General features: G+C 58.6%; 19 protein-coding genes. 13 read left to right on the top strand and 6 right to left on the bottom strand.

From position 1 onward, the window contains the following. Positions 1-11: 11 nt before the first annotated feature. Entirely contained in the window at positions 12-1,724 is a 1,713-nt protein-coding gene (locus HUU60_02925; GenBank protein NUL81659.1) for a hypothetical protein, read from the bottom strand. Continuing rightward, a complete protein-coding gene (locus HUU60_02920; GenBank protein ID NUL81658.1) occupies positions 1,721-3,004 on the bottom strand; it encodes an MFS transporter in 1,284 nt (427 codons plus the stop codon). The genes HUU60_02925 and HUU60_02920 overlap by 4 nt, the downstream gene beginning before the upstream one ends. Before the next feature lie 29 nt (positions 3,005-3,033). On the opposite strand from HUU60_02920, the gene queA reads away from it, so the two are divergent. The 3 genes from queA to HUU60_02905 are packed head-to-tail and all read left to right on the top strand — an operon-like array spanning position 3,034 to position 5,879. Further along, positions 3,034-4,035, top strand: coding sequence for a tRNA preQ1(34) S-adenosylmethionine ribosyltransferase-isomerase QueA (gene queA / locus HUU60_02915; GenBank protein NUL81657.1), 1,002 nt, complete (start codon positions 3,034-3,036; stop codon positions 4,033-4,035). A 21-nt stretch (positions 4,036-4,056) separates the two neighbouring features. Continuing rightward, a complete protein-coding gene (locus HUU60_02910) occupies positions 4,057-4,713 on the top strand; it encodes a helix-turn-helix domain-containing protein (protein NUL81656.1) in 657 nt (218 codons plus the stop codon). Beyond that, positions 4,710-5,879 (top strand): glycosyltransferase, encoded by a 1,170-nt coding sequence (locus HUU60_02905; GenBank protein NUL81655.1) that lies wholly within the window; start codon positions 4,710-4,712, stop codon positions 5,877-5,879. Before HUU60_02910 ends, HUU60_02905 begins: the two co-directional genes overlap by 4 nt. Here HUU60_02905 and kdsA read toward each other — a convergent pair. Continuing rightward, entirely contained in the window at positions 5,836-6,648 is an 813-nt protein-coding gene (gene kdsA / locus HUU60_02900; protein ID NUL81654.1) for a 3-deoxy-8-phosphooctulonate synthase, read from the bottom strand. The genes HUU60_02905 and kdsA overlap by 44 nt on opposite strands. Before the next feature lie 82 nt (positions 6,649-6,730). On the opposite strand from kdsA, the gene HUU60_02895 reads away from it, so the two are divergent. From HUU60_02895 to HUU60_02870, 6 genes are all read left to right on the top strand, one after another. Next, the gene (locus tag HUU60_02895; protein ID NUL81653.1) at positions 6,731-6,940 is read left to right on the top strand and encodes a hypothetical protein; all 210 of its coding nucleotides are present in this window, start codon (positions 6,731-6,733) and stop codon (positions 6,938-6,940) included. 39 nt (positions 6,941-6,979) lie between these two features. Continuing rightward, on the top strand, positions 6,980-7,720 hold the full coding sequence (locus tag HUU60_02890) for a sugar phosphate isomerase/epimerase (protein NUL81652.1): 741 nt from the start codon (positions 6,980-6,982) through the stop codon (positions 7,718-7,720). Beyond that, the gene (locus tag HUU60_02885) at positions 7,717-8,871 is read left to right on the top strand and encodes an ABC transporter permease (protein NUL81651.1); all 1,155 of its coding nucleotides are present in this window, start codon (positions 7,717-7,719) and stop codon (positions 8,869-8,871) included. Before HUU60_02890 ends, HUU60_02885 begins: the two co-directional genes overlap by 4 nt. Next, positions 8,871-9,548, top strand: a complete 678-nt coding sequence (locus HUU60_02880) for an ATP-binding cassette domain-containing protein (protein ID NUL81650.1) — start codon at positions 8,871-8,873, stop codon at positions 9,546-9,548. Before HUU60_02885 ends, HUU60_02880 begins: the two co-directional genes overlap by 1 nt. A 311-nt stretch (positions 9,549-9,859) precedes the next feature. Beyond that, positions 9,860-11,203: a tail fiber domain-containing protein gene (locus HUU60_02875; GenBank protein ID NUL81649.1), complete on the top strand. Its 1,344-nt coding sequence runs from the start codon at positions 9,860-9,862 to the stop codon at positions 11,201-11,203. Between the two features lie 30 nt (positions 11,204-11,233). Further along, a complete protein-coding gene (locus HUU60_02870; protein NUL81648.1) occupies positions 11,234-14,929 on the top strand; it encodes a S8 family serine peptidase in 3,696 nt (1,231 codons plus the stop codon). A gap of 37 nt (positions 14,930-14,966) precedes the next feature. Here the strand turns inward: HUU60_02870 and HUU60_02865 are convergent, their stop codons facing one another. Together HUU60_02865 and HUU60_02860 are read right to left on the bottom strand one after the other, a co-directional pair. Next, positions 14,967-15,743, bottom strand: coding sequence for an FkbM family methyltransferase (locus HUU60_02865; protein ID NUL81647.1), 777 nt, complete (start codon positions 15,741-15,743; stop codon positions 14,967-14,969). Next, entirely contained in the window at positions 15,740-16,879 is a 1,140-nt protein-coding gene (locus HUU60_02860) for a glycosyltransferase (GenBank protein NUL81646.1), read from the bottom strand. Before HUU60_02860 ends, HUU60_02865 begins: the two co-directional genes overlap by 4 nt. Before the next feature lie 79 nt (positions 16,880-16,958). On the opposite strand from HUU60_02860, the gene HUU60_02855 reads away from it, so the two are divergent. The 4 genes from HUU60_02855 to HUU60_02840 all read left to right on the top strand — a co-directional run bounded on the left by HUU60_02855 (position 16,959) and on the right by HUU60_02840 (position 19,581). Beyond that, on the top strand, positions 16,959-17,819 hold the full coding sequence (locus HUU60_02855) for an ABC transporter permease (protein NUL81645.1): 861 nt from the start codon (positions 16,959-16,961) through the stop codon (positions 17,817-17,819). Beyond that, positions 17,819-18,889, top strand: coding sequence for a DNA-protecting protein DprA (dprA, locus tag HUU60_02850; GenBank protein ID NUL81644.1), 1,071 nt, complete (start codon positions 17,819-17,821; stop codon positions 18,887-18,889). The genes HUU60_02855 and dprA overlap by 1 nt, the downstream gene beginning before the upstream one ends. 134 nt (positions 18,890-19,023) lie before the next feature. Continuing rightward, positions 19,024-19,281 (top strand): response regulator transcription factor, encoded by a 258-nt coding sequence (locus HUU60_02845; protein ID NUL81643.1) that lies wholly within the window; start codon positions 19,024-19,026, stop codon positions 19,279-19,281. A 129-nt stretch (positions 19,282-19,410) separates the two neighbouring features. Then, a complete protein-coding gene (locus tag HUU60_02840; protein NUL81642.1) occupies positions 19,411-19,581 on the top strand; it encodes a hypothetical protein in 171 nt (56 codons plus the stop codon). Positions 19,582-19,754: 173 nt separating this feature from the next. Here the strand turns inward: HUU60_02840 and HUU60_02835 are convergent, their stop codons facing one another. Continuing rightward, positions 19,755-21,194, bottom strand: a complete 1,440-nt coding sequence (locus HUU60_02835; GenBank protein NUL81641.1) for a proline--tRNA ligase — start codon at positions 21,192-21,194, stop codon at positions 19,755-19,757. Positions 21,195-21,505 lie beyond the last annotated feature (311 nt).

Genomic DNA, 21,505 nt, shown 5'->3' with positions numbered 1-21,505 from the left:
GCAATTTTACCTTAGAGCCGGGAGAATCCGACGTTAGAGCGCGAAGCGCGGACCATGGCCTCGCTCCAAGTCTCGCCGCAGAATCGGCACCAAGCGATCAACGCGATGCCGGCGGCCATCAAGAATCCGGAGTCGTTCAAAACCAGACACGAGCCGCCCGCGACCCACCAGACCGGCCAAAGGTTGATCTTGTGCATGACAACGGGGCCTGCGCGCCGTGTCCAGAAGATGCCAGCTAAGGCACAGAGCAACAAGATCCCCCAGCGCGAGGGAGCGACCACGGTCAGGTTAGTCAGCATCTTTCTTGCGATCGTTTCTTGCTGATCTGAACTGGCGGCGAACTCGGCAACGTGCGGCGCGCCTTTCCACGCCAGGTAGGCGCAAAGGACAGCGGCAATCGCAACTCCCGCAATTTGCAGAATCGCTTTTCGAGGCTTATCTCTGTCTAAGTAGGCTGCCATCGACCCATAGGTCGTTGCCGTCAAGAGGGCCGCCGCCGATCCCCCTAAGTTTGCGCCGGTCGCGGCCATGATCAGGGCAAACCCGAACAGTACGACCGTGCCGGTCAGAGGCAAACCATCAATATCCAGCCACGAGGCGAGAAAGAGCAGCGTCCATGCCAGCCCGAGCGCCGCGTACTCGTTGCCGATGCCGTAGAATCGGTCGCCGTGCAACAGCGAATAGCCTAACAGCCCTTCGCTTCGAAATCCTCCGTCCAGGAGAGAGTCCAATAGCAAGAGCATCGCGCCCAGGCCGCCTGCGACCCCAAGGCTCAAGGGCGCCGACCCGAGTCCCCTCCCAAAGAACACGACGAGCAGCGCAAAGAGCGGAGCCGCAAGAACGGCATGAGGAAGCATAGACCCGACCGAAAGCGCGGCCGCGAAGACGGCGATCCAAGGTAGAAATTTTAGTTTGGGTTTGAGCGCAGGTCGCTTGGCCGAAAGCGCCAGCAACCCGTGGCAAAGCGCAATGAGGCCGATCCAGACAAAGGGCAGGCAACCTCCAAGCCGACGCCGTTCGGCCGTTGCAATCAGTTTGGCGGTCTCGGATTGGATGTCGATCGAAACTGTAGCAGGCTTCCATGCGCTTTCGCCAAACCACCTGGGAAGCTCTTGCAGCAGCCCGATTCCATTGCGCCGTTTGTTCGAAGGCGACAAGCGCGGAGAGGAAAGCGTTCCATCGCCGAGTAAAAAGGCAACGGCCAATGGCGCGTCTCGATGCTCGGCAATCAAGACCGTTCGATGCTCGCTGAGATGGTTGGCCAGTTCGCGAACAGATTCCCATGCCCTTCTCAGCAGTTCCGCTTTTGCGCCGGGCATGGATAACTCTCCATAACTTTCCGCTCGAGCAACGTCATAGAGGGTAACGACGACCCAATCGTGCCGAGAAGCCCTTATCAGCGAGACGGCGCTCTCCAAATCTAACCGAACGCCATAGGCGAACTCGGGGTCGTCGGTCGTCCGCAGAACCATCCTCTCTGGCGAGCCGACCGACAGCCCAAGCGAGGAGGGCGACGGAGACAGATCGACATCGTCCAGGAAAAGAGCGCTGCCAACATCAAAATCCGGCAGGGACGATCTCAGAAGAATGATCGATGCGCCCAAGTGGACCGGTCGATAATCTACAGCCTGCCCGAAGTCTGCCGACGGCACATAGAGGATTGCGTTCTTGCTATAGGCCGCCCCATATATCAGGCAAGCCAAGCCAGCTAGGAGGAGTTTCACGCGGTCTCCGTATCCGACACACGGCTTAGTTTGCGATGCATCACTGCGAGCCTCAGCCCAGAAATCGCCATGATCGCGCCACCCAGCGCAATGGCCGAGCGCGCGCCGTACTCCTCTGCAAAGGCGCCGATCATCACGGCTCCAAAGGGCGCCGGACCGTTCAACGCCCAGACGTGCAAGGAAACGACCCTCCCGCGCAAATGATCCGGAGCGGCCAATTGCAAGATCGTGTTCGTGTTGGCCATCTGCGTAACCGCCGTCAGCCCAACGAAAGCCAGCAAGGCTTTTGCAATAATCGGCGAGTCGACTTGAGAGAAACCGATCACCAATAGACCGAACAGGTTGGCGGCGATCACAACCATGTTCGTCTGCAGTCCCGCACGCGCCAGGCGAGCCATCAACAGCAAACCGAACAACGAGCCGATGCCGATGCTGGAGAACAGCTCTCCAAGACCGCGCTCCGAGACCTTCAGCTCGTCTGCCGCCATGACAGGCATCAGCGTCATGTACGAGAAGCCGAACATGCCCAACAGCGAGATGTGCAGAATCAAGCTGGACAGCTCGGGCCGGGCGCGCACAAAATTGAGGCCCTCGGACAGATCTTGCATCACCGTGCCGCCGTTTGTCTTGGGCAATCGCTTGGGCAGAGGAATGGTCGAGAGCGCGGCCAAGATCGCCAGGTAGCTCATGCCGTTTGCCAAAAAGCACCAGCCCGCGCCAAACTGTTGCAACAGGATGCCGCCCAAAGCCGGCCCGACAATGCGAGCGCTGTGAAACGCGGTCGCATTGAGCGCAATGCCGTTTGCCAGATCCTCGTTGGGCACTAACTCGGACACCAGCGACAGCCTCGCGGGAGCGTCTAAAGCCATCAAGCATCCGTTGGTAAAGGCGAGGGTTAGGATGTGCCAATACTGGATGTTGCCCGTTATAGTCAGGAGCCCCAGAGTTGTTGCGGACACGGCCAAGACAGACTGGGTGCTCATCAGGACGGTTCTTCTGTCCAGCCGGTCGACGATCGCGCCGCCGATGGGGCTCAAAAGCATCGGAAGGCCGCTCGCAAAACCGACTAAGCCTAAGAGCCACTTCGATTCCGTCAGATCGTAGATCAGCCAACCGTGAGCGACCTGTTGAAACCAACCGCCGACGAAGGAGAAGAACGCGCCGATCCAGTAGCGCCGAAAAACCCAGTGGCGCATTGCGCGAAAAGTCTCGCCAAACAGAACTTCTAACTTGGTCGGCGCCGAGGTCGCATTGGGCGGTTCCTTCGGAGCGGTAGTCATGGGGACATCGGCTATTATAACACAGCCCGATGAGACGCGACGAACTCGATTATTGCCTGCCGGAAGAGCGCATCGCGCAGACGCCGATCGAGCCGCGAGACGCTTCCAAGTTGCTCGTTCTTCGCCTATCGGGCGGTTCGATCGAGCACCAGCGATTCTTCGATTTGCCCGACTTGCTGCATCCAAACGACCTTTTGGTCGTCAACGAAACTCGCGTAACGGCCAAGCGATTGTTGGGCAGGAAGGCGACTGGCGGCCAGGTCGAGATTCTGTTGCTGCGACCAGTAGGAGACGGACGATGGACGGCGCTGGTCAAACCTGGGAGACGGCTGCAACCCGGCACGATGGTCGATTGCGGCGACGGTTTGCAGGTTTGCATAGGGGATCGTCTTGGCCATGGCGAACGCCTGGTCGATCTGTTAGGCGGAGAAAGCGAACTCGAATCGATCGGTCAGACTCCCTTGCCTCCCTACATTCGCCTGCGATTGAGCGATCCGTCCCGCTACCAGACGATCTATGCCCAAACGCCCGGCTCTGCGGCAGCGCCCACGGCAGGCTTGCACTTCACGCCCGAACTGATCGAAAGGCTCAAAGTTGGCGGAATCGGCTTCGCTCCCGTCTCCTTGGAAGTAAGCGCGGACACCTTTCGACCCATCCAGACCGATCTGGCCGAAGAACATCCCATGCACGGCGAGCGCTTCGTCGTGCCAGAATCAACTGCCCAAGCGATCAACGAGCGCAAAGGCCGCTTGATCGCCGTCGGCACGACGAGCGTCCGAGCGATCGAAAGCGCAGCAGACGAATCGGGCAGGGTTTCGAAAATGGACGGCGAAACTAAGCTCTACATCTTGCCCGGATACCGATTTCGAGCGGTCGAGGGCATGATAACGAACTTTCATATGCCGCGCACGACGCTGCTGGGTTTGGTGGGCGCGCTGTGCGGCATGGAGAATTTGCGCAGAGCCTATCGGGCCGCGCTGGACAACGAGTATCGCTTCCTCAGTTTTGGGGATGCGATGCTGATCATCTAAGATCTATCGGAGGGGACTGCAATGCAGATCAGCATGGACGATTGGTTCAAGAAACTGGAAAGCCAATTCATCGACGAGAATAATCCGAAGCCCAAAGAAGAGGCGAAAACGGCGGTGGCCGAGCCGATAGAGGAGCCGATCGTCCAAGAGCCTGCGCCTCGCCGCATTGTCCGTCCGCGCCAAGAGACTCAGCGCGTGGCGATCGATCTGCCGCCGTTTTTCGATTATGTGCCGTTACTGAAAGAAGAAAGGGGCGAGACCAGCGCTTCGACTGCCGTTCCCGTTAAGCCGCGCAAGAAGCGCTCGAAGCCGACAAAAACCGCGCCCAGCCCCAAGACGGCCGACTCCCTGCTCCCCAAACTAGCCGAGAAGATCGACAAGATCGGCGACCAATACGACGACGCGACCACGCAGAGGTACTACCGACGCCCATTCGAAGAGAGCCGCGAGATGCTCTTGGCTCGGATCGCCGATCAGGTGCTGAGCCTCAAGGAGGTCGCAAGAATCTTGGGCGTCTGCCCGATGTCCGTGCGCCGATATACCGACAAAGGCTGGCTCCCGCACTTTAGAACCGAAGGCAATCAACGACGATTTCGCCTCTCCGACGTGGCGGCCTTTCTCGAAAATGAAACGAGCAAAGCCCGCCGTCGTCGAAAGCCCAAAAATCCAACCGATTGAAAATCTCGATCTTTTCGGAAAGCTACTTCCCGTTCGTCAACGGGGTCAGCGTCTCGATTCGAATTCTAAAGGAGGAGTTGGAGAGGCGCGGCCATGAGGTCTGGGTCTATGCGCCCGCCTTTAAGAATCACAAAGACGAGGACCCCCACATAGCGCGCTTTCCGAGCGTCTACACGCCGTTCGAACCCGACTACCCGCTGGCTGTGCCCGTGGCGAGAGAGCTTTTTAACCATTGGCGCGAGCGCAAATTCGACCTGGTTCACACCCACACGCCCTTTTCGACCGGCATTCACGGTATGCGCTGGGCTAGGCGTATGCATGTCCCTATCGTCTCGACCTTTCACACCCTTTACGAGCAGTATCTTCACTATGTGCCGCCCCCCTTTCCGGTGGCAGTCGCCCGCACCGCTTTGCGCCAGTACCTAAGGCGATACTATACGAGGGTCGCGCAGGTGGTTACGCCGTCCGAACTGGCCAAAGGATTGCTGACCTCGTATGGCGTGAAGACTCCGGTTACAGTCATTCGCAACGCCGTCCTGCCGTTTCCGGACATTACCAAAGAAGAGGCGCGCAAGCGAATAGGAGCGCACGACGGGGAGTTCGTGCTGCTTTACGTGGGGCGGCTGGCGCGCGAGAAGAACGTCGGCATGCTGATGGAGGCGTGCGGCAGGCTTTTTCCTAAATATCCTCAGCTTCGCTTAAGGCTATTGGGCGACGGGCCAGAAGCGGACGGTCTGCGCGCCCATGCGACGAGGCTTAGCATCGATTCTCGAGTCGTTTTTGAGGGGCCGTTGCCTCGCGAGCGCGTTTCCGAGTTTCTATTGGCATGCGACCTGTTCGCCTTTCCCTCGACCACCGAATCGCAAGGCATGGCGCTGGACGAAGCACAAGCGGCCGGGCTACCGTGCGTCGTAACGGACCAGGGCGGCTCGCCCGAAGCGGTGCAGCACATGGTAACGGGAATCGTAACTCCCGCCGAGACAGAACCTTTTGCCAGCGCGATCGAACGGCTGCTTTCAGACGACGCGCTTTGGGGAGAATTGGCAGGCAACGGACTCAAAAAGCGAGAAGGGTTGTCCGTCCGGGCGATGGGCGACAAGGCACTGGCGGTTTACAATGCCGCTATGAATCCCGAAGGGCCTGCCTTATCCGAACAAGCGATCTGAGCAGCGCTTCGGCTTGGCCTAAGGGCCATTGGGTCGCTGCATCGCTCCAAGCATTTTCCGGGTCGGGATGGACCTCCATAAAGATCGCATCGACGCCGGCCGCCACCGCCGCGCTCGCCATGGTGGGGATCGATTCTCGATGGCCGCCCGTCTGATCGCCCAATGCGCCGGGCCGCTGAGCGCTGTGAGTGGCGTCGAACACAACCGGACACCCAAAACTCCTCATTACCGGTATCCCGGCCATATCCACGATCAGAGCGCGATATCCGAATGTCGTGCCGCGCTCGGTCAGCAAGATTTGGTTGCAGCCCGCCGATTCTAACTTGACCACGATGTTTTTGCAATCTTCTGGAGCAAGGAACTGGCCCTTTTTAACGTTCACGGCCCTGCCCGTACGGGCCGCGGCTTCCAACAGATCGGTCTGACGGCACAAGAACGCGGGTATCTGCAACAAATCGACGACTTCGGCTACTGGAGCGCACTGAGACGGCTCGTGCACGTCGGTCGTAACGGGCAGATCGAACTCCGAGCGTATGCGCGAGAGAACCTCCAGCCCGGCGTCGATCCCCGGTCCCCTGCGCGAGGCTCCGGACGAGCGATTGGCCTTGTCGAAAGACGCCTTAAAGACATAAGGAATGTCGAAGCGAGCGCAGATCGACCTCATCGTCTCGGCAATCTGACGGCACAGGTCAAGGCTCTCAGCGACGCAGGGGCCTGCGATGAGCGCCAAGCGCTCCCCGCCGAACTTTGCGCCGCCAATCTCCACCATGAGCCGAATATACCCGACCCGCATCTTTGGGTAGAATCGTTGCGACGATCGAGAACGATCGATCGCAACAAGGGGGAAAAGAATGGGAAATCTGATCAAGCTCGTTCTGACAATCATCGTGGCGTTTATCGCGGTGAAGCTGGCGCTAAGCCTGCTTGGCATTGTGCTGAGCCTGGCCAAGTCGCTGATCACGCTCGGCATCATCGCCTTCGCGGCGGTGGTCGTGTACAGACTGGTAACCGGCGGCCCTAAAGCGTTGAACGGGGGAACGCGAAGGCTGTTGGACGACTGACGATCCATTGGGCGGCGAAAGCCGCCCTCTTTATAATCAATGAGAGTCATCTCCTGCAACGCGGCTAGCTACGGACCCTACCCGTCTCGAATCTGGGATCACTTGCCGTCTTTGGGCGTCAAGCATGTCGAATTGCCCTTGCCCGACGACCCAGAGAGCGTCAAAAGCAAGTTGGAGCAGGCAGACATGAAAGTTTCGAGCCTGATGCTTCCCAGAGAAATCGTCGAATGGGACGCTCAGAAGGCCGAGCAAGCCTTTAAGACCGTTGCACGGCTTGGCGCAAAGATCGCATTCTTGAGCCTTCACGAAAAGAGCGATCAAATCATCAAAAAGATGCGCGAGTTGGGCGAGATCGCCGGGGCGAACGGCGTTGTCATCGCGATAGAGACCCATCCAGAACTGGCTCACAACGCGGAAATCGCCCTCCAAACGCTGGAAGCCATTAACTCGCCGCACGTGCGCTACAACTTCGATACCGCCAACATCTATTACTACAACAAGAGCGCGGATGCCTGCGAGGAGTTGACCAAAGCGATGCCGGCGGTCGTCAGCCTGCATCTGAAGGACACCGAGGGGAACTATCGGGACTTCAACTTTCCACCTTTGGGAGATGGGATAGTCGATTTTCCACGCATCTTCACAATATTGGACGAGGCAGGCTTCGATGGTCCGTGCGCCATGGAGTTGGAAGGCATCGAAGGCGAAAGTCCAACCGAATCCCAGGTTTTGGAGCGCGTGGAGGCCTCGGTTCAGTATCTGGAGCGCATCGGCGCGCTGTGACGCCGCCTCCTATCAAGGGGCATCCCCTCTCGATCTCTCTCTTTCTTCGGCGGAATCCCGGTCGAGCGATACCCCTGATCGTCGTGCTGGCCTTGGCCGGGCTGACCATTGCCGGCGTGATCGCGCTGTTGCGCTCGATCGACGGCACGATTCTCAAGATTTACGACTATAACCGATTCTTTGCCGCCATCACCCCTCGCGGCTCGGGCGATTTGCAGCCCGAACTGGGCGTGCTGGCGAGGCAGGCCCCCGGCCTGAAAGAGACCTTTGAAACCAGCGTCTGCGTGATGAACGCCCAGACGATCGTTGGCCGGATGCCGTTTGTCATCTTTGGGCTTAGACAGGAGGAGATGCCCAAAATGGCCGCCTACTGTAAGACTAATCTCGCCGAGGGAAGATTCCCAGGGCCGGGCGAGGCCGCCGTCGCGCTTTCCGACCCTGTAATGCGCAACAAGGGACTAAAACTGGGCGACACCGTGCTCTCTCCGCTGACTCCCGATCAGTTTGCGCCGACACCTGTCAGGCTGGTCGGTCGTTTGAGCGGCGACGTATGGCTCGGGCTGGCCTCTTACGAGTTTGTCGACCAGAACTTCTATCCGGCGCTGAACAATCTGCTGCTCTTTGCGGAATCGCCTCGCGATCAGAAGCGGATGGATCGCTGGCTTGAGGAACAGTTCAAGGGCAAACGCGCCCGAGTTTGGACATATGGCCTGATCGTTGAGGAGACGCATCGCTCGTTTCGCAACCTCTATTTCATCATCAACATTGTCGTTGTGGTGATCGCCCTGATGCTCTCGGTAATGATGGGGATGCTGGCCAACATTTATTTTCAACAGAGAATCGTCGAGTTTGGGCTTCTGCAGGCGATCGGATTCACGCGGGCTGCCCTGCTTCGTAGGGTGGTGGGCGAGACTTTGGTCGTCGTAACGCTGGGTTGGGCGACCGGGGCGATAACGGCCTATGCGGTCATGACCGCTGTTCGAGAGTGGGCGATGGAACCCCGCGGTTTGGTGCTCAAGCCTGATGAGTGGATGCCCTACCTCTATACGCTGCCTGTGCCCGTGTTCGTGCTCGCCTTTGCGGCGGGCACCATCGCATGGAGGCTCCGGCGATTTGATCCTGTGGCCATAGTCGAGAGGAAAATCGTTTGATGATCGTGGCTCATCAGGCAGAGCTGGATTACCAAGACGGCGATCGCATCGTGCGCGCGGTGCACGATCTGAGCCTGATCATTGATCCCGGCGAATTCATCGGCATACTGGGGCCGTCCGGCTCCGGAAAGAGCTCGTTGCTCTACCTCCTCAGCGGCCTTAAGATTGCAACTTCCGGTCAGATTTCCTTCAAAGGAGCGGACTACTCCAAGATGGGCGACAGCGAGCGGAGCTTTCTGCGCCGAGCCCGTTTTGGCTTTGTGTTCCAACAGCCCTATCTCTTGGGCTATTTGAACGTCTTGGAGAACGTGTTGGCGCCCGCTATGGATGCCAAGCGGTCGAGAACGAAGGCAATGGAACTCCTGATCGATCTGGGTTTGGGCGACAAAGCGCATCGATTTCCAGCGGCCTTATCGGGCGGCGAGAGGCAAAGAGCTTGCATAGCCAGAGCGCTGATCAACGATCCGGCCGTGATCTTTGCCGATGAGCCGACCGCATCATTGGATCGAGAGAACGGAATGCACGTGGTCGAACTGCTCAACGCTCATCGCGGAGAGGGCGCAGTCGTATTGGTTACCCACGATCCTCAGACGCTGGAGTATGCGAATAGGGTCTACACGCTGCAAGATGGAAGCGTCTTAGAGAACGGACAGGCTTTCGATCCAAAGCGACCATAAAGACGGCCATCGCGGCGCAGGTCGCCATTAGCGCCGCGGCGACAGGCAGGGAGGCCATCGGCGCCAAGCTAAGCATCGCAAATCCGAACGCAGCCGACAAGCACTTCGGATCGCGGTAAACCAAGCCCGCGGCTCCGAACAAGACGGAAAGCAGCCCAAGAAACCAGATCATGTCTAGACTCCAAGGATGATATTCCAGGATTCGGCGAAAAAATCAATGGCCAAGGAAGGAATCTCAGCCTCAAACGGGGAATAACCCTTCATCGCACTGCGGGCACTGGCTCGCAAGATTCTCAAGGAGGGCGCCCAAGATGCGTCATGCACGCTTACTTCTGTCGTTGCTCGCAGCCGTTACCGTGGTCTGCTCGCTCTACTCCCAAGGTCCAAACTGGGTTTACCAGGGTCAGTTGAAGGATTCGACCGGATTCGCCAACGGTAATTTCGACTTCCAGTTTTGGTTATACGACGCACTCACGGCAGGCAACATAGTCGCCGGACCCCTTGCCGTCAACAACGTTACGGTGACCAAGGGCACCTTTACGGTCGAACTGAACTTTGGGGCGGCTCCGTTCATGGGCGCTCCTCGGTGGCTTCAGTTGGCCGTTCGGCCCAGCGGAGGCGGCAGTTACAACATCGTCGCGCCGCGCCAGCCGATCACCGCTGCGCCCTATTCGCTCTATTCGGCCGGACCTTGGCAGACGGTCGGAAACACCGTCAACTATCCCGGCTCGGTTGGAATAGGCACTCCCTCTCCCATTCAAACCTTAGATGTCAACGGTCGTATTCATGTGGGCAGCGGCGTTATCCAGAGAGGCGGCGCGGCGCTAACCGCCACCACAGACCTGGGGCTTTACCAGCAAATCGCCAGCTCCTGGATGCGTTTTGTCACCAATGGAGGGCCGTTCCGATGGTATTCCGACTCGGGAATCGGCACCACTCCGATCATGTCTCTAATGGCCAACGGTTTCTTGGGAATCGGGACTGGCGCGGCCTCGCCTTTAGACAAACTCCATGTGGACGATACGGCGCCCGTCCGGATGTTGCTAAGGACAACGACAGCGAATGGCTTCGCCGGCGTGAGAGCGAACAACCCTCAAAAAGAGTGGTTTTTCGGTCTCGATTCGGCCGGCAATCGCTGGGCCGTGGTAGACAACAGCGGCGGCGGGACTCCGCGACTGTCGGTCGAGGCCGGAAACGGTTACGTCGGCGTGGGTATTGGACTTGCGGCAGCCGCTTTTCGCATCGATCTTCCGAACCTAGCGAATGCGGATGGAAGGGGTCGGGCCAATCAATGGACGACCTACTCCTCTCGCGACTGGAAAGAGGAAATCCATCCCATCGAGAGCGCAATAGCAAAAGTCATGCAGCTCGAAGGCGTTCGATTTCGCTGGAAGCAGGAGTACGGCGGCACGCTGGACTTGGGCTTCATCATCGAAGAAGTCGAGCAAGTCCTGCCCGAGATCATCAATTACGACGAGAACGGCAAAGCGGTCGCCATCGACTATGGGCGCATCGTCCCCGTAACCGTTCAGGCGATCAAGGAGCAACAGCGGCAGATCGACCTGTTGCGCGGTCAAAACGCCGAGATGAAGGGCGAACTGGAGCGGCTCTATCAGCTAATCGAGCAACTCCTCGAGACCAAGGCTCGCAAGTAGACGATCGATACGACCAAAAGGAGAATTGCCATGACCGACAAAAGACGCTGGGTCGGCGCTTTGGGACTATTGATCGCGACGGTCGCCGCATCGGTCGGAACGATATCGCTGACCGAACCAAAGGCGCCGCTTGCCGTTGCTCTCTCGACCGTTGCCGAAAAGATCGGCGTCGCCGAGAAACCCCAGCCGCCAAGCCGAAACGCAAACAAACCGGAGCCGTTGCCAATACCGATAGACGGCTACTTTAGCCCGGGCGACAAGCACAAATTTCTGTCCAAGACGCCCGAAGCCTCGCGAGAGATTCTGGACGCGGGCGGACGGATGTTGGACGACTACGGCTCGTTCCAACTGTTCGAGGTCTCGACCGAACTGGCTCGCCAACTCATAGGGCGACCAAGCATCGAGCTTCGCGACGACATGAACGTCGTTTATCTGAACGTCGAGCAGATCGATACGACGATCCCCAGCGGCCAAAAGTACCGATCGCAGATCGAGGGATTCGACGGCAAGCGGCTGCATCTGATTCAGTTTAACGGACCGATCCGCCAGGCGTGGATCGATCAGTTGGAGGGCTGGGGCGTGCAACGCATCGCCTATATCCCAGAAAACGCCTACCTCGTCTACGGCGATTTTGCCTCGCTGAGCGCCTTGCAGACCGAATCGCGCAACGCGGCGCACGTTCAGTGGGAGGCGCCTTTCTACGAGGAGTTCCGAATCCATCCGAACGCCATACGATTGCCGGTCGAGGCATTCGAAATCCAGCGCGTGCGCGACGAGAAGAGCAACGACGCGGGCGATGCTTTGATCAAGCATCTGGGCGGCGAAACGATCGTCTCCGACCATAGCATGGGGTACTACAATCTGACCGTTCGCCTGTCAAAGGCCGAGCTGGATCAGGTCGCCGCGCTCCCCGATGTCGTTTCGATCCATCCTTACATCGAGCCAGAGTTGCTCGACGAGCGGCAGAATCAGATCATTTCGGGCAATATCACGGGCAATGTCCCCACCGGCCCGGGCTACTTGGCCTGGCTCGGCACAAAGGGCTTTACCCAGGCGCAGTTTACGGCCTCGGGTTTCACGGTCGATGTGTCCGACCAGGGAATCGACAACGCGACCACCTCGCCCAACCACTTTGGCCTTTACGTGAACGGCGTGCGACCCGGCACAAGCCGAGTGGCCTACCATCGCAATGAAGGCACCGTCGGATCGCACACGGGCCGCGGCTGTGCGGGCCACGGCACTATCGACGCCTTTATAGTGGCGGGATACAACAATAGTTCAGGCTTCCCCCATGCCGACGCTTCTGGCTTTCGGTACGGCCTTGGAGTCTGTCCGTTTGTAAAAGTAGGCGGGTCCGTCATTTTTGACCCCGGCTTTACAAACCCTGACTTTGAAAATCTTCAGAGCCGAGCCTATCGGGATACCGCGCGAATCAGCACCAACAGCTGGGGCGCGGCAGTGGGCGGCGCATACAATACAAACGCGCAGAGATATGACTTTTTAGTGCGCGACGCACAGCCTGCCGGTTCGGCTGTGCCTAACGCCGGCAATCAAGAGATGGTGATCGTCTTCGCCGCCGGAAACTCGGGTTCCGGTTCGACCACGATTGGCTCGCCGGCTACAGGAAAGAACGTCATCACGGTCGGCGCGTCCGAAAACGTGCATCCGTTCGGCGGGAGCGATGGTTGCGCGATCCCCGATTCGGGGGCGGACAATCTCAACGACATCATCGGCTTCTCCAGTCGAGGCCCATGCACGGATGGCCGCATCAAGCCCGACATCGTCGCTCCGGGCACGCACGTAACCGGAGGGGTCTATCAGGTGGCCAATCCGCCTGCAAACGGACAAGCCGATCCCTGTTACAACGGCAGTAACGTCTGCGGCGGCGTCGGCAGTATCTTCTTCCCAGCGGGCCAGCAGTGGTATACGGCCTCCTCGGGCACCAGCCATGCCTGCCCAGCAGTCGCGGGCGCAGCGGCATTGGTGCGGCAGTTCTTCATCAACCAGAGTCTGGCCGCCCCCAGCCCGGCTATGACCAAAGCATTTCTGATGAACTCCGCAAGGTACATAACTGGGACCGGAGCAGGCGGCAACCTGCCGTCGAACAGCCAAGGCATGGGGTTGACCGACATGGGCCGCGCCTTCGACGGAACAGGCCGCGTGCTGAAGGATCAGGTCGGCGCGCAGATGTTTACGGCGACCGGACAGACCAGGACGTTCACTGGCACGATCTTAGACAACACGAAGCCGTTTCGAGTAACGCTTGCATGGACGGACGCGCCCGGAAACACCAGCGGCGCGGCCTACAACAACAATCTGGACCTCGAAGTTACCGTCGGCGGCCAAACCTATCTGGGCAATGTCTTCACCGGAGCCAATTCCGTAACGGGCGGCACGGCCGACATCAGAAACAACGTCGAAAGCGTGTTTCTGCCCGCTGGCGTAACAGGTTCATTCTCCATCACCGTAAAGGCGACCAACATCAACTCCGACGGCGTGCCCAACGTCGGCGGCGCTCTGGATCAGGACTTCGGCCTTGTTGTTTACAACGGTTCCGAGGTCGCTCTACCGGCCATCGGCATTGGAGCAGTCTCGCTGATGTCTGAATCGTGCTTGCCCGGGAACAACAATCCCGATCCAGGCGAAGGCGTCGTATACAACATAACGTTGGAAAACACCGGCAACGCGGCAACCGTCAACTTGGTCGCAACGATGCAAGGCAACGCCAACGTGCTGCCCATCACCCCCAGCCAAAACTACGGCGTCATCGGCATCGGCTCTTCTGCCATCAGGCCGTTCAGCTTCGCCCTATATGGGAACTGTGACCAGAACGTAACGGTAACGCTCCAGCTTCAGGACGGAGCCACCGACCTTGGAACCGTGCAGTTTACGCTGCGCCTTGGAGACCTGGGAGCGCCGGCTGTGCTGAACTACAGCAGCGGCAACCTCTCGGTGCCTCTGCCCGACTTGACGACCACAGAGCACACGATCAACGTTGCCGATGCGCACGCAGTCGCTAAGGTCCGCGTGCGAGTACGCTTCAATCATACGTTCAACGGCGACCTCGTCGTGAGCCTCGTGCATCCGGACGGCACGGCGATCGTTCTCAGTAATCGCCGCGGCGGTTCGGGCGATAACTTTGGCTCTGGCGCAAACAACTGTAGCGGCACGTTCACGGTCTTTGACGACGATGCCGCAACGCCGATCTCGTCCGGTTCGGCGCCTTTTGCCGGCACCTTCCGACCCGATCAAGCGCTCTCTGGCTTGAACGGAAAAGCGACCAACGGCGATTGGAAGATCCGTATAGCAGACGTTGCCGGAGGCGATTCTGGAACGCTCTTCTGCTGGCAATTGGAACTGACCTATCGTACGCCCATTTGTTGCGACGTTGCGCTCGGGCCTAGAGTGCCATGGTACACCATTGACGGTGGCGGCGGCACGTTCAGCACGGGCGGCGGCTTCACCATCGGCGGCACGGCAGGACAGCACGATGCCAACGTCAATCCGCAGACGGCGCCCGGCGGCTTTGCGCTGAAGGGCGGATTCTGGCTGGAGCCGCTGTTAGGCGACGTGAACGGCGACGGATGCGTAGACGACATCGACTTGGCGCGGGTTCTGTCGGCGTTCGGCATGTCTGGGCCGCTCAACGAGGACGTCAACGGCGACGGAATCGTGGACGATGTCGATCTGGCAATCGTTCTGTCGCAGTTCGGCGTCGGCTGTTAGTCTGCTGGCGGAGGGCCGACTGGCCCTCCGCCATACTTTACACGCAGTACAAGTGCCCCATCTTTGCGCTGGGAGCGTTGGCCGAAACAATCTTGTCGCCCGATTCCACGTGCGTGATGTCGTACCCAAATCCGACCAAGTAATCCACTACCTTCTGAGCGTTTTCTACCTGCATCTCCTCGGTTACCCCGTGAAGCTCGATAAACAGCGCGGGATGATGCTTCTCCAACGTCTCTCTCATGCCTAATAGGGCCGGAACCTCGAATCCCTCTACGTCCATCTTCACAAAGTTCGGCGGCGGCAAATTGTTCTCTGCAATCTGATTGTCGATCGTGTCGACCGGCACATCCGCGCTCATAATCCCCTTCTCGCGCATCATGTTCTGCTGATGGCCCGGCTCGATGCTGGGTGTGCCGCCAAAACCGGGTCGAAAAGTCATCGTTGCCATGCCCTTCTCTCCACCGATCGCAAAGTTGCGCGCCGTCGCGTTGTCCAGCTTGTTGATCGCGATATGCTCGGACACCTTCCTAAAAAACAGCGGATGCGGTTCGAAGGCGATCACCTGGCCGTTGGGCCCCACCGCTTTGGCAAAGTACATGGTAAAGAGCCCGATGTGGCTGCCAATGTCGTAAACGACCTTGCCCTCCAAATTGAGGCTGGTGATGAAGGTCTCTTCGCGCGAGGGAGGTTTGTAAAGAAAGCCGAACCCGCCCTTGCGCTTCATCCCGCGCGAAGGACCCTGGTTCATGCGATAGGTAACGTTTCTCATCAGGGCGTGCGCCAACGGCCCCAGCGCCTTGCGCAGTCTTTTCATCGTGCCTCCCTCAATCGTTCGTAAAGCGCCTCGTAAGCCTTGACGGTGTGTCGAATGTCAAATCGTTCGTCCGCCCTTTGTCGAGCTGCAAGACCCATGTTCAGCCGCTTCTCTTGGTTTGTCAACAGATCGGTAACGGCGGTTGCAAACGCAACTTCATCGCCCGGCGGCATCAATAGGCCCGATACCCCGTGTTCGATCAGCTCCGGCACGCCGCCAACCGCCGTCGCGATCACCGGACGACCGGCAGCCATCGCTTCCATCACAACTAGCGGGTTTCCTTCGTAATGCGACGGCAGCAGCAGCGCGTCGCAAGCCGCTAACATTTCTGGCACGTCGTTTCGCTGGCCTAGGAACCGCGCGCTCTCGCCCAGTCCCAGCTCGTTGGCCAACGTTCGGGTCTGATCCTCCAACTCGCCCCAGCCCGCCATGGCCAATACCGCACTGGGGTGCTCCTTGACGACGCGCGCGAAGCTTCTCAAGAGCATCTCGTGGTTCTTCTGGCTCATAAAACGCCCAATGTGCAGCAGCAGGGGGCATTCGGGGCAAAAGCCGTTCGCCTCTCGCCAGGTCGCGCCCGTGCCTTCCGGCGTTTGATACCGAGCCACCGGCACGCCGTTCATGATCAACGGGGAGTCGATGTTTCCATAGAATCGCTTGACGCTGTCTTGCACTTCCCGTGCAATGGAGACCGGTGCGATGCCGCCGATTCTCGCCTTGAACGCCAGCCAACGAAAGAACCGCCCGCCCCGATTGGTGCCTTCCTTTTCGGCTAGGTTGTGCAAAGTGTGCACGCGCGCCGGTACTCGCTCTTGAATCATCGAAAAAAAGGCGTACTGCAGTCCGTCCATGTGGGTGTTGACGGCTACGGGTCGATACTGCTTGAACAGAGCCCGCAGTTTTCGCACAGGCTCCCATCCCGCTCGCTCGCCCTTCTCCAAGTAGTGCACCTCGATACCCGCTTCCTCGAGTTCCGCTTCGATGCTGGTGCCCAACTTTCGATAAAGACAAACCCCAACAGGCGTGTACTTTGAACGATCATGGTGGAGAAGCATATTTGCGGCAAAGCGCTCCGCCCCGGCCAGGCGAAAATCGCCCAGCACGTGCATCATGCATTCTGGCTCGGCATTCGACATCAATCCTAATTATGACCCATCGCCCGCCAAAGCCCAGGCAGGGTTTCGAGTGCGAGCGTCGAACTTTTAACTCCCCGATATGCGCGCCGAGCTGATCGAACTCTATAAGTTTCGCGAGCTTCTCTATACCCTCGTCGTTCGAGAACTGCGCGTCCGGTACAAAAACTCGTTCTTGGGCTTCTTCTGGTCGCTGCTGAACCCCTTGGTAACCGTCATGGTGATGACGCTCATCTTCAAGCATGTGATGGGGATGAAGATCGCTAACTACTCGGCCTACGTTCTGGCGGCCTATCTGCCCTGGACCTTCTTCCAGTTCGCGCTGCTCGATTCCAGCCAAACCGTGCTCGCCTATATGCCCGTGATCAAAAAAATATATTTTCCGCGAGAGCTTCTGCCCATTAGCGCGATCATTGCCAATTTCATCCACTTTCTGTTGGCGATGGGCGTTTTCTTGGTCTATCTGCACATCTTTGTCGGGGCGCCCGTACAAGCTACCATGCTGCTCGTGCCCCTACTGATGATCGCCCAACTGCTTCTGACGCTTGGACTCTCGTTCTTCATCGCCAGCCTAAACGTCTTCTACGAGGACATCAAATATCTCGTCTCGATCGGTGTGCAGCTGCTCTTCTTTCTGTCGCCCGTCATCTACTTTTCCGAACAGATTCGACACGCTTCGCTGGTGCCCGAGGCCTATCGACAGACCGCCTTTTACCTCTATCACGGCCTCAATCCAATCGCAACGATCTTGACGCTCTATCGCAAACTGATGCTGCCGCCCATAACGGTGGAGCAGAGCAACTTGGGAGTAACCCGCGCGCTGACCGAGGAGCCCTTGCCAGCTTGGTTGCTTTGTGCCAACGGACTGACGGCAATCCTCATCGCCTTGGCGGGCTATGCCTATTTCAACCGAAAGAAGTGGCTGTTCGTGGAGCGCCCCTGATGGATAGTCGGGACCTGTCGGCCTGGCTTCGGTTCTTGTCGGTCGAGCTGACTGCCCGCAAGCGGAACGCATTGCTGGAGCGATTCGGCGATCCCGATTCGATTTTGGACGCCAAAAAGGACGCCCTGATAACGGCGGATGGCATTCGTCCTGCCGATGCCGAGGCGATCCTTGCGTCCGGCGAGCCAACGACCATGGACGAGATCGAATCGGGCCGTGCGCGTCTAGTGCTGTTGGACGATCCCGCCTATCCCTCCGCGCTGCGAGACCTGGCCGATCCGCCTCCCGCGCTCTTTGTGCGAGGCGAACTGCCTACCGAAGAGGCGCAGAAGGTCGGAATAGTGGGCACCCGTCGCGCCTCGGCCTATGGACGCATGGTTGCCGACAAGTTCTCGCGCGAATTGGCCAGAGCAGGAGCGATTATCGTGAGCGGCGGCGCATTCGGCGTCGATGCCCGGGCTCACAAGGCCGCTGCAGAGGAGGGCGGCCAAACCATTGCCTTTCTCGGATGCGGCGTCGATATCGTCTACCCAGCGGACAACAAAGCGCTCTTTGAGCAGATTCAAGAAAACGGCGCCTTGGTCTCCGAGTTCTACTTCGGCATGGCGCCCTATCCGCACAACTTCCCCATGCGCAACCGATTGATCGCTGCGGCCAGCGACGCTTTGCTCGTCGTAGAGGCGCCCCAACAGAGCGGCGCCCTGATCACAGCCGACATGGCGGCCGAACTCGGTCGCGATGTTTACGTCGTGCCGGGCAATATCGACAACCCCAACCTGGCTGGCAGCTACGCCTTGCTGAAAGACGGCGCCCGCATGGCCGTTTCGCCCGAGGATGTGTGCGAGCCGCTCGGCCTTCGCACTGCGGCCTTTGCACCAAAAGCCAAAACTCTCTCGTTTGAGCAACGTCTCGTGCTCGACGCGCTCACCTCTCAACCCGTTCGAATCGATGAGATCGTTCATGAAACAAATCTGACCGTCCAGACTGTCCAAGTAGAAGTGACCAAACTGGAGGTGATGGGGCTGGTTCGCCGGGTTGCCGGCGGCTGCTTCATCAAGGTCATGCAGTAACGAAGCTGGGGCAGGTGGATGAACTTTTCGCCTCGCTAAAGCTGGACCGCGAGTTGGCATGTTAAGAACGCCTGGGGCTATGGAAAGACCCATACAGGCGGCGGTCAACTCACGGAGTGAGAGGTGGAAAGACGATGAGCTTTCGAAAGTGGCACGGACAAAAGCCGGTTAGACTGACCAAGCGAGAGATCGAGGTGCTGAGCCTGATCGCTCAGGGCAAGTCATCCAAAGAAGTGGCGGACGCGCTTTTCGTCAGCAAGCGCACGGTGGACTTTCACCTGGCCAATATCTACGAAAAGTTAAACGTTACTAATCGCGTTCAGGCGTTCCGCCGAGCGGCACAGCTGGGGCTGATACCTTTCGAAGCCTTTTTCAGCGGCAACGAATCGTAATCAAGCAGTACTAAGGATGCAACAGGGCGGGGGAAACGCACGGATGCGATCCCTCGCTTTTTTTTTGCTAGCGCCGCTCGAAAACTAAGAGTTAGACGTTGGTAGAATCTAATCGTGGGGGTGGTAACCATGATAGATCCTACTCGACGATACGAGTTCGAGGATGTCTCTGAGAACCCGAACGAGCGCTGGGAGGAGGATGTCTCTGAGAACCCGAACGAGCACTGGGAGTACGAGTACAGGGATGGCGAATGGGAGTACGAGCCCGACCTGAGAGAGCAAGACGCGCAAGGCACATAGACAGATTTCTTGAACGTTGGCGTCTATGTCTTGTCGCTTCGCTGCCCCTTTCTGCGATCCCGCCAACCCCGCGCAGGTGCGGCGGGTTCTACCAGTCGAAGTTCTGACGTTGCAAGCCGAACGGGAATCTTCGCGAATGTAGCACAATTTTGAGTACGAATCTCGCCCCAAAATCAGTACGATCGGGCGAACACAACTTGGCGATTGGTCGTCCTGCCGGTGAGCACACAGGCGCCCGGATCGGAAGGCTGGTCCAATGGAATCACCCGAATGGTCGCCTTGGTCTCTTCTTGCACGCGGTCTTCGTCCTCGCCCGTGCCGTCCCAATAGCAGCGCACAAAACCCTGCTCGATCAGAGCCTGAAACTCGCCATAGTTAGCGGCAAAGCGCGTGTTCTCATCTCGAAACTTTAGAGCGCGATCGAACAGCGCCTGCTGGATGTCGTCCAACATGGCAGCGATCGCCTCGGCCAAGCCAGCCTGAGGCACGAACGACTTGCCCGCCTTGCCCGGCATATCGCGCCGAGCCAGCGCGACGGTTCCCTGCTCGATGTCTCGAGGCCCTAGCTCGACGCGCAGGGGCACGCCCTTCAATTCCCATTCGTTAAACTTGAACCCAGGCGTCAGCTGATCGCGATCGTCGACTTTGAATCGAAACTTGCCGTGCCAATCGGCGGTCAATTTGCCCATCGCCTCTAACACTTTGGGGCGTTCGTCCTCGCTCTTGTAGATGGGTACGGCCACGACTTGGATCGGCGCCAGGCGGGGCGGGCAGACCAGACCCTCGTCGTCGCTGTGCGCCATGATGAGCGCGCCGACCAAGCGCGTGGAGACGCCCCAAGAGGTGGTCCAACAGAGCTGATCCTGGTTGTTGGCGTCGCGATAGACCATGTCGAACGCTCGGGCGAAATTCTGACCCAGATTGTGCGAGGTGCCCGCTTGTAAGGCCCGTCCATCCTGCATCATCGCTTCGATGGCATAAGTGCGAAGAGCGCCCGCAAACTTCTCTTTATCGGTTTTGAGACCCTTGAAGACGGGGAGAGCCATCTCCTTTTCGACAAAGTCGGCATAGACTTCGTTTAAGATCATCAGCGTCTCGGCCTCGGCCTCTTCCTCGGTGGCGTGGGCGGTATGGCCCTCTTGCCAAAGGAACTCGGTAGTGCGCAGAAAGGGCCTGGTGCGCATCTCCCATCGCACGACGTTGGCCCACTGGTTGATGAGCAACGGCAAATCGCGATAGGAATTGATCCACTTGGCGAACATGTGGCCAATGATGGCTTCAGAAGTGGGCCTCACGGCGAGCGGTTCGGCCAGCTCCTCGCCGCCCCCGTGCGTTACCACGGCGACCTCGGGCGCGAAGCCTTCCACGTGCTCGGCTTCCTTTTGCAGGAAGCTCATGGGGATGAAGAGGGGGAAGTAGGCGTTTTGGTGGCCGGTGGCTTTGATGCGGTCGTCCAGGGCTCTTTGGATGTTCTCCCAAATGGCGTACCCCATGGGCTTGATGACCATGCATCCGCGCACGGGGGAGTAGTCGGCCAGCTCGGCCTGTTGCACGATATCGAGATACCATTGAGCGTAATCTTGCTCTCGGGTCGTTATTCCTTCCTTTGGCATGGGCGGATTATACACGGGGGACAAAAAGCAAGGGCTTAGAGAGCCCACTCTTAACTTGTGAATCAGGACTTCGCAAAGTGGGTTACAATCTGTGCTGGCCGCGACTAAGGCGGGGAGCAATAGTTGTAGGCGCGCCAAGAGCAGGAAACGGCCATGCGGCAACGAACGTAAACAGAACTGGATAATTATTGAGCACATGAAGTGGAGCAAATCGATTCGGTTGGGCCAGATGTCGGTTCTGAGGCCATCGACGAACTTCTTCGGGCGAATGACGGATTTGTGCTCGCTATAAGAGTGACTAAGAGGGATCG

The organism is Armatimonadota bacterium (assembly GCA_013359125.1).
GTDB lineage: Bacteria > Armatimonadota > Fimbriimonadia > Fimbriimonadales > GBS-DC > JABWCR01.
This window is presented reverse-complemented; position numbering and strand designations above follow the sequence as displayed.

Coding starts and splice junctions, on each gene's coding strand:
- HUU60_02920 (NUL81658.1), bottom strand. CDS start 3,004: ATGACTACCGCTCCGAAGGAACCGCCCAATGCGACCTCGGCGCCGACC.
- queA (NUL81657.1), top strand. CDS start 3,034: ATGAGACGCGACGAACTCGATTATTGCCTGCCGGAAGAGCGCATCGCG.
- HUU60_02910 (NUL81656.1), top strand. CDS start 4,057: ATGCAGATCAGCATGGACGATTGGTTCAAGAAACTGGAAAGCCAATTC.
- kdsA (NUL81654.1), bottom strand. CDS start 6,648: ATGGTGGAGATTGGCGGCGCAAAGTTCGGCGGGGAGCGCTTGGCGCTC.
- HUU60_02895 (NUL81653.1), top strand. CDS start 6,731: ATGGGAAATCTGATCAAGCTCGTTCTGACAATCATCGTGGCGTTTATC.
- HUU60_02890 (NUL81652.1), top strand. CDS start 6,980: ATGAGAGTCATCTCCTGCAACGCGGCTAGCTACGGACCCTACCCGTCT.
- HUU60_02880 (NUL81650.1), top strand. CDS start 8,871: ATGATCGTGGCTCATCAGGCAGAGCTGGATTACCAAGACGGCGATCGC.
- HUU60_02875 (NUL81649.1), top strand. CDS start 9,860: ATGCGTCATGCACGCTTACTTCTGTCGTTGCTCGCAGCCGTTACCGTG.
- HUU60_02870 (NUL81648.1), top strand. CDS start 11,234: ATGACCGACAAAAGACGCTGGGTCGGCGCTTTGGGACTATTGATCGCG.
- HUU60_02865 (NUL81647.1), bottom strand. CDS start 15,743: ATGAAAAGACTGCGCAAGGCGCTGGGGCCGTTGGCGCACGCCCTGATG.
- HUU60_02860 (NUL81646.1), bottom strand. CDS start 16,879: ATGTCGAATGCCGAGCCAGAATGCATGATGCACGTGCTGGGCGATTTT.
- HUU60_02855 (NUL81645.1), top strand. CDS start 16,959: ATGCGCGCCGAGCTGATCGAACTCTATAAGTTTCGCGAGCTTCTCTAT.
- dprA (NUL81644.1), top strand. CDS start 17,819: ATGGATAGTCGGGACCTGTCGGCCTGGCTTCGGTTCTTGTCGGTCGAG.
- HUU60_02845 (NUL81643.1), top strand. CDS start 19,024: ATGAGCTTTCGAAAGTGGCACGGACAAAAGCCGGTTAGACTGACCAAG.
- HUU60_02840 (NUL81642.1), top strand. CDS start 19,411: ATGATAGATCCTACTCGACGATACGAGTTCGAGGATGTCTCTGAGAAC.
- HUU60_02835 (NUL81641.1), bottom strand. CDS start 21,194: ATGCCAAAGGAAGGAATAACGACCCGAGAGCAAGATTACGCTCAATGG.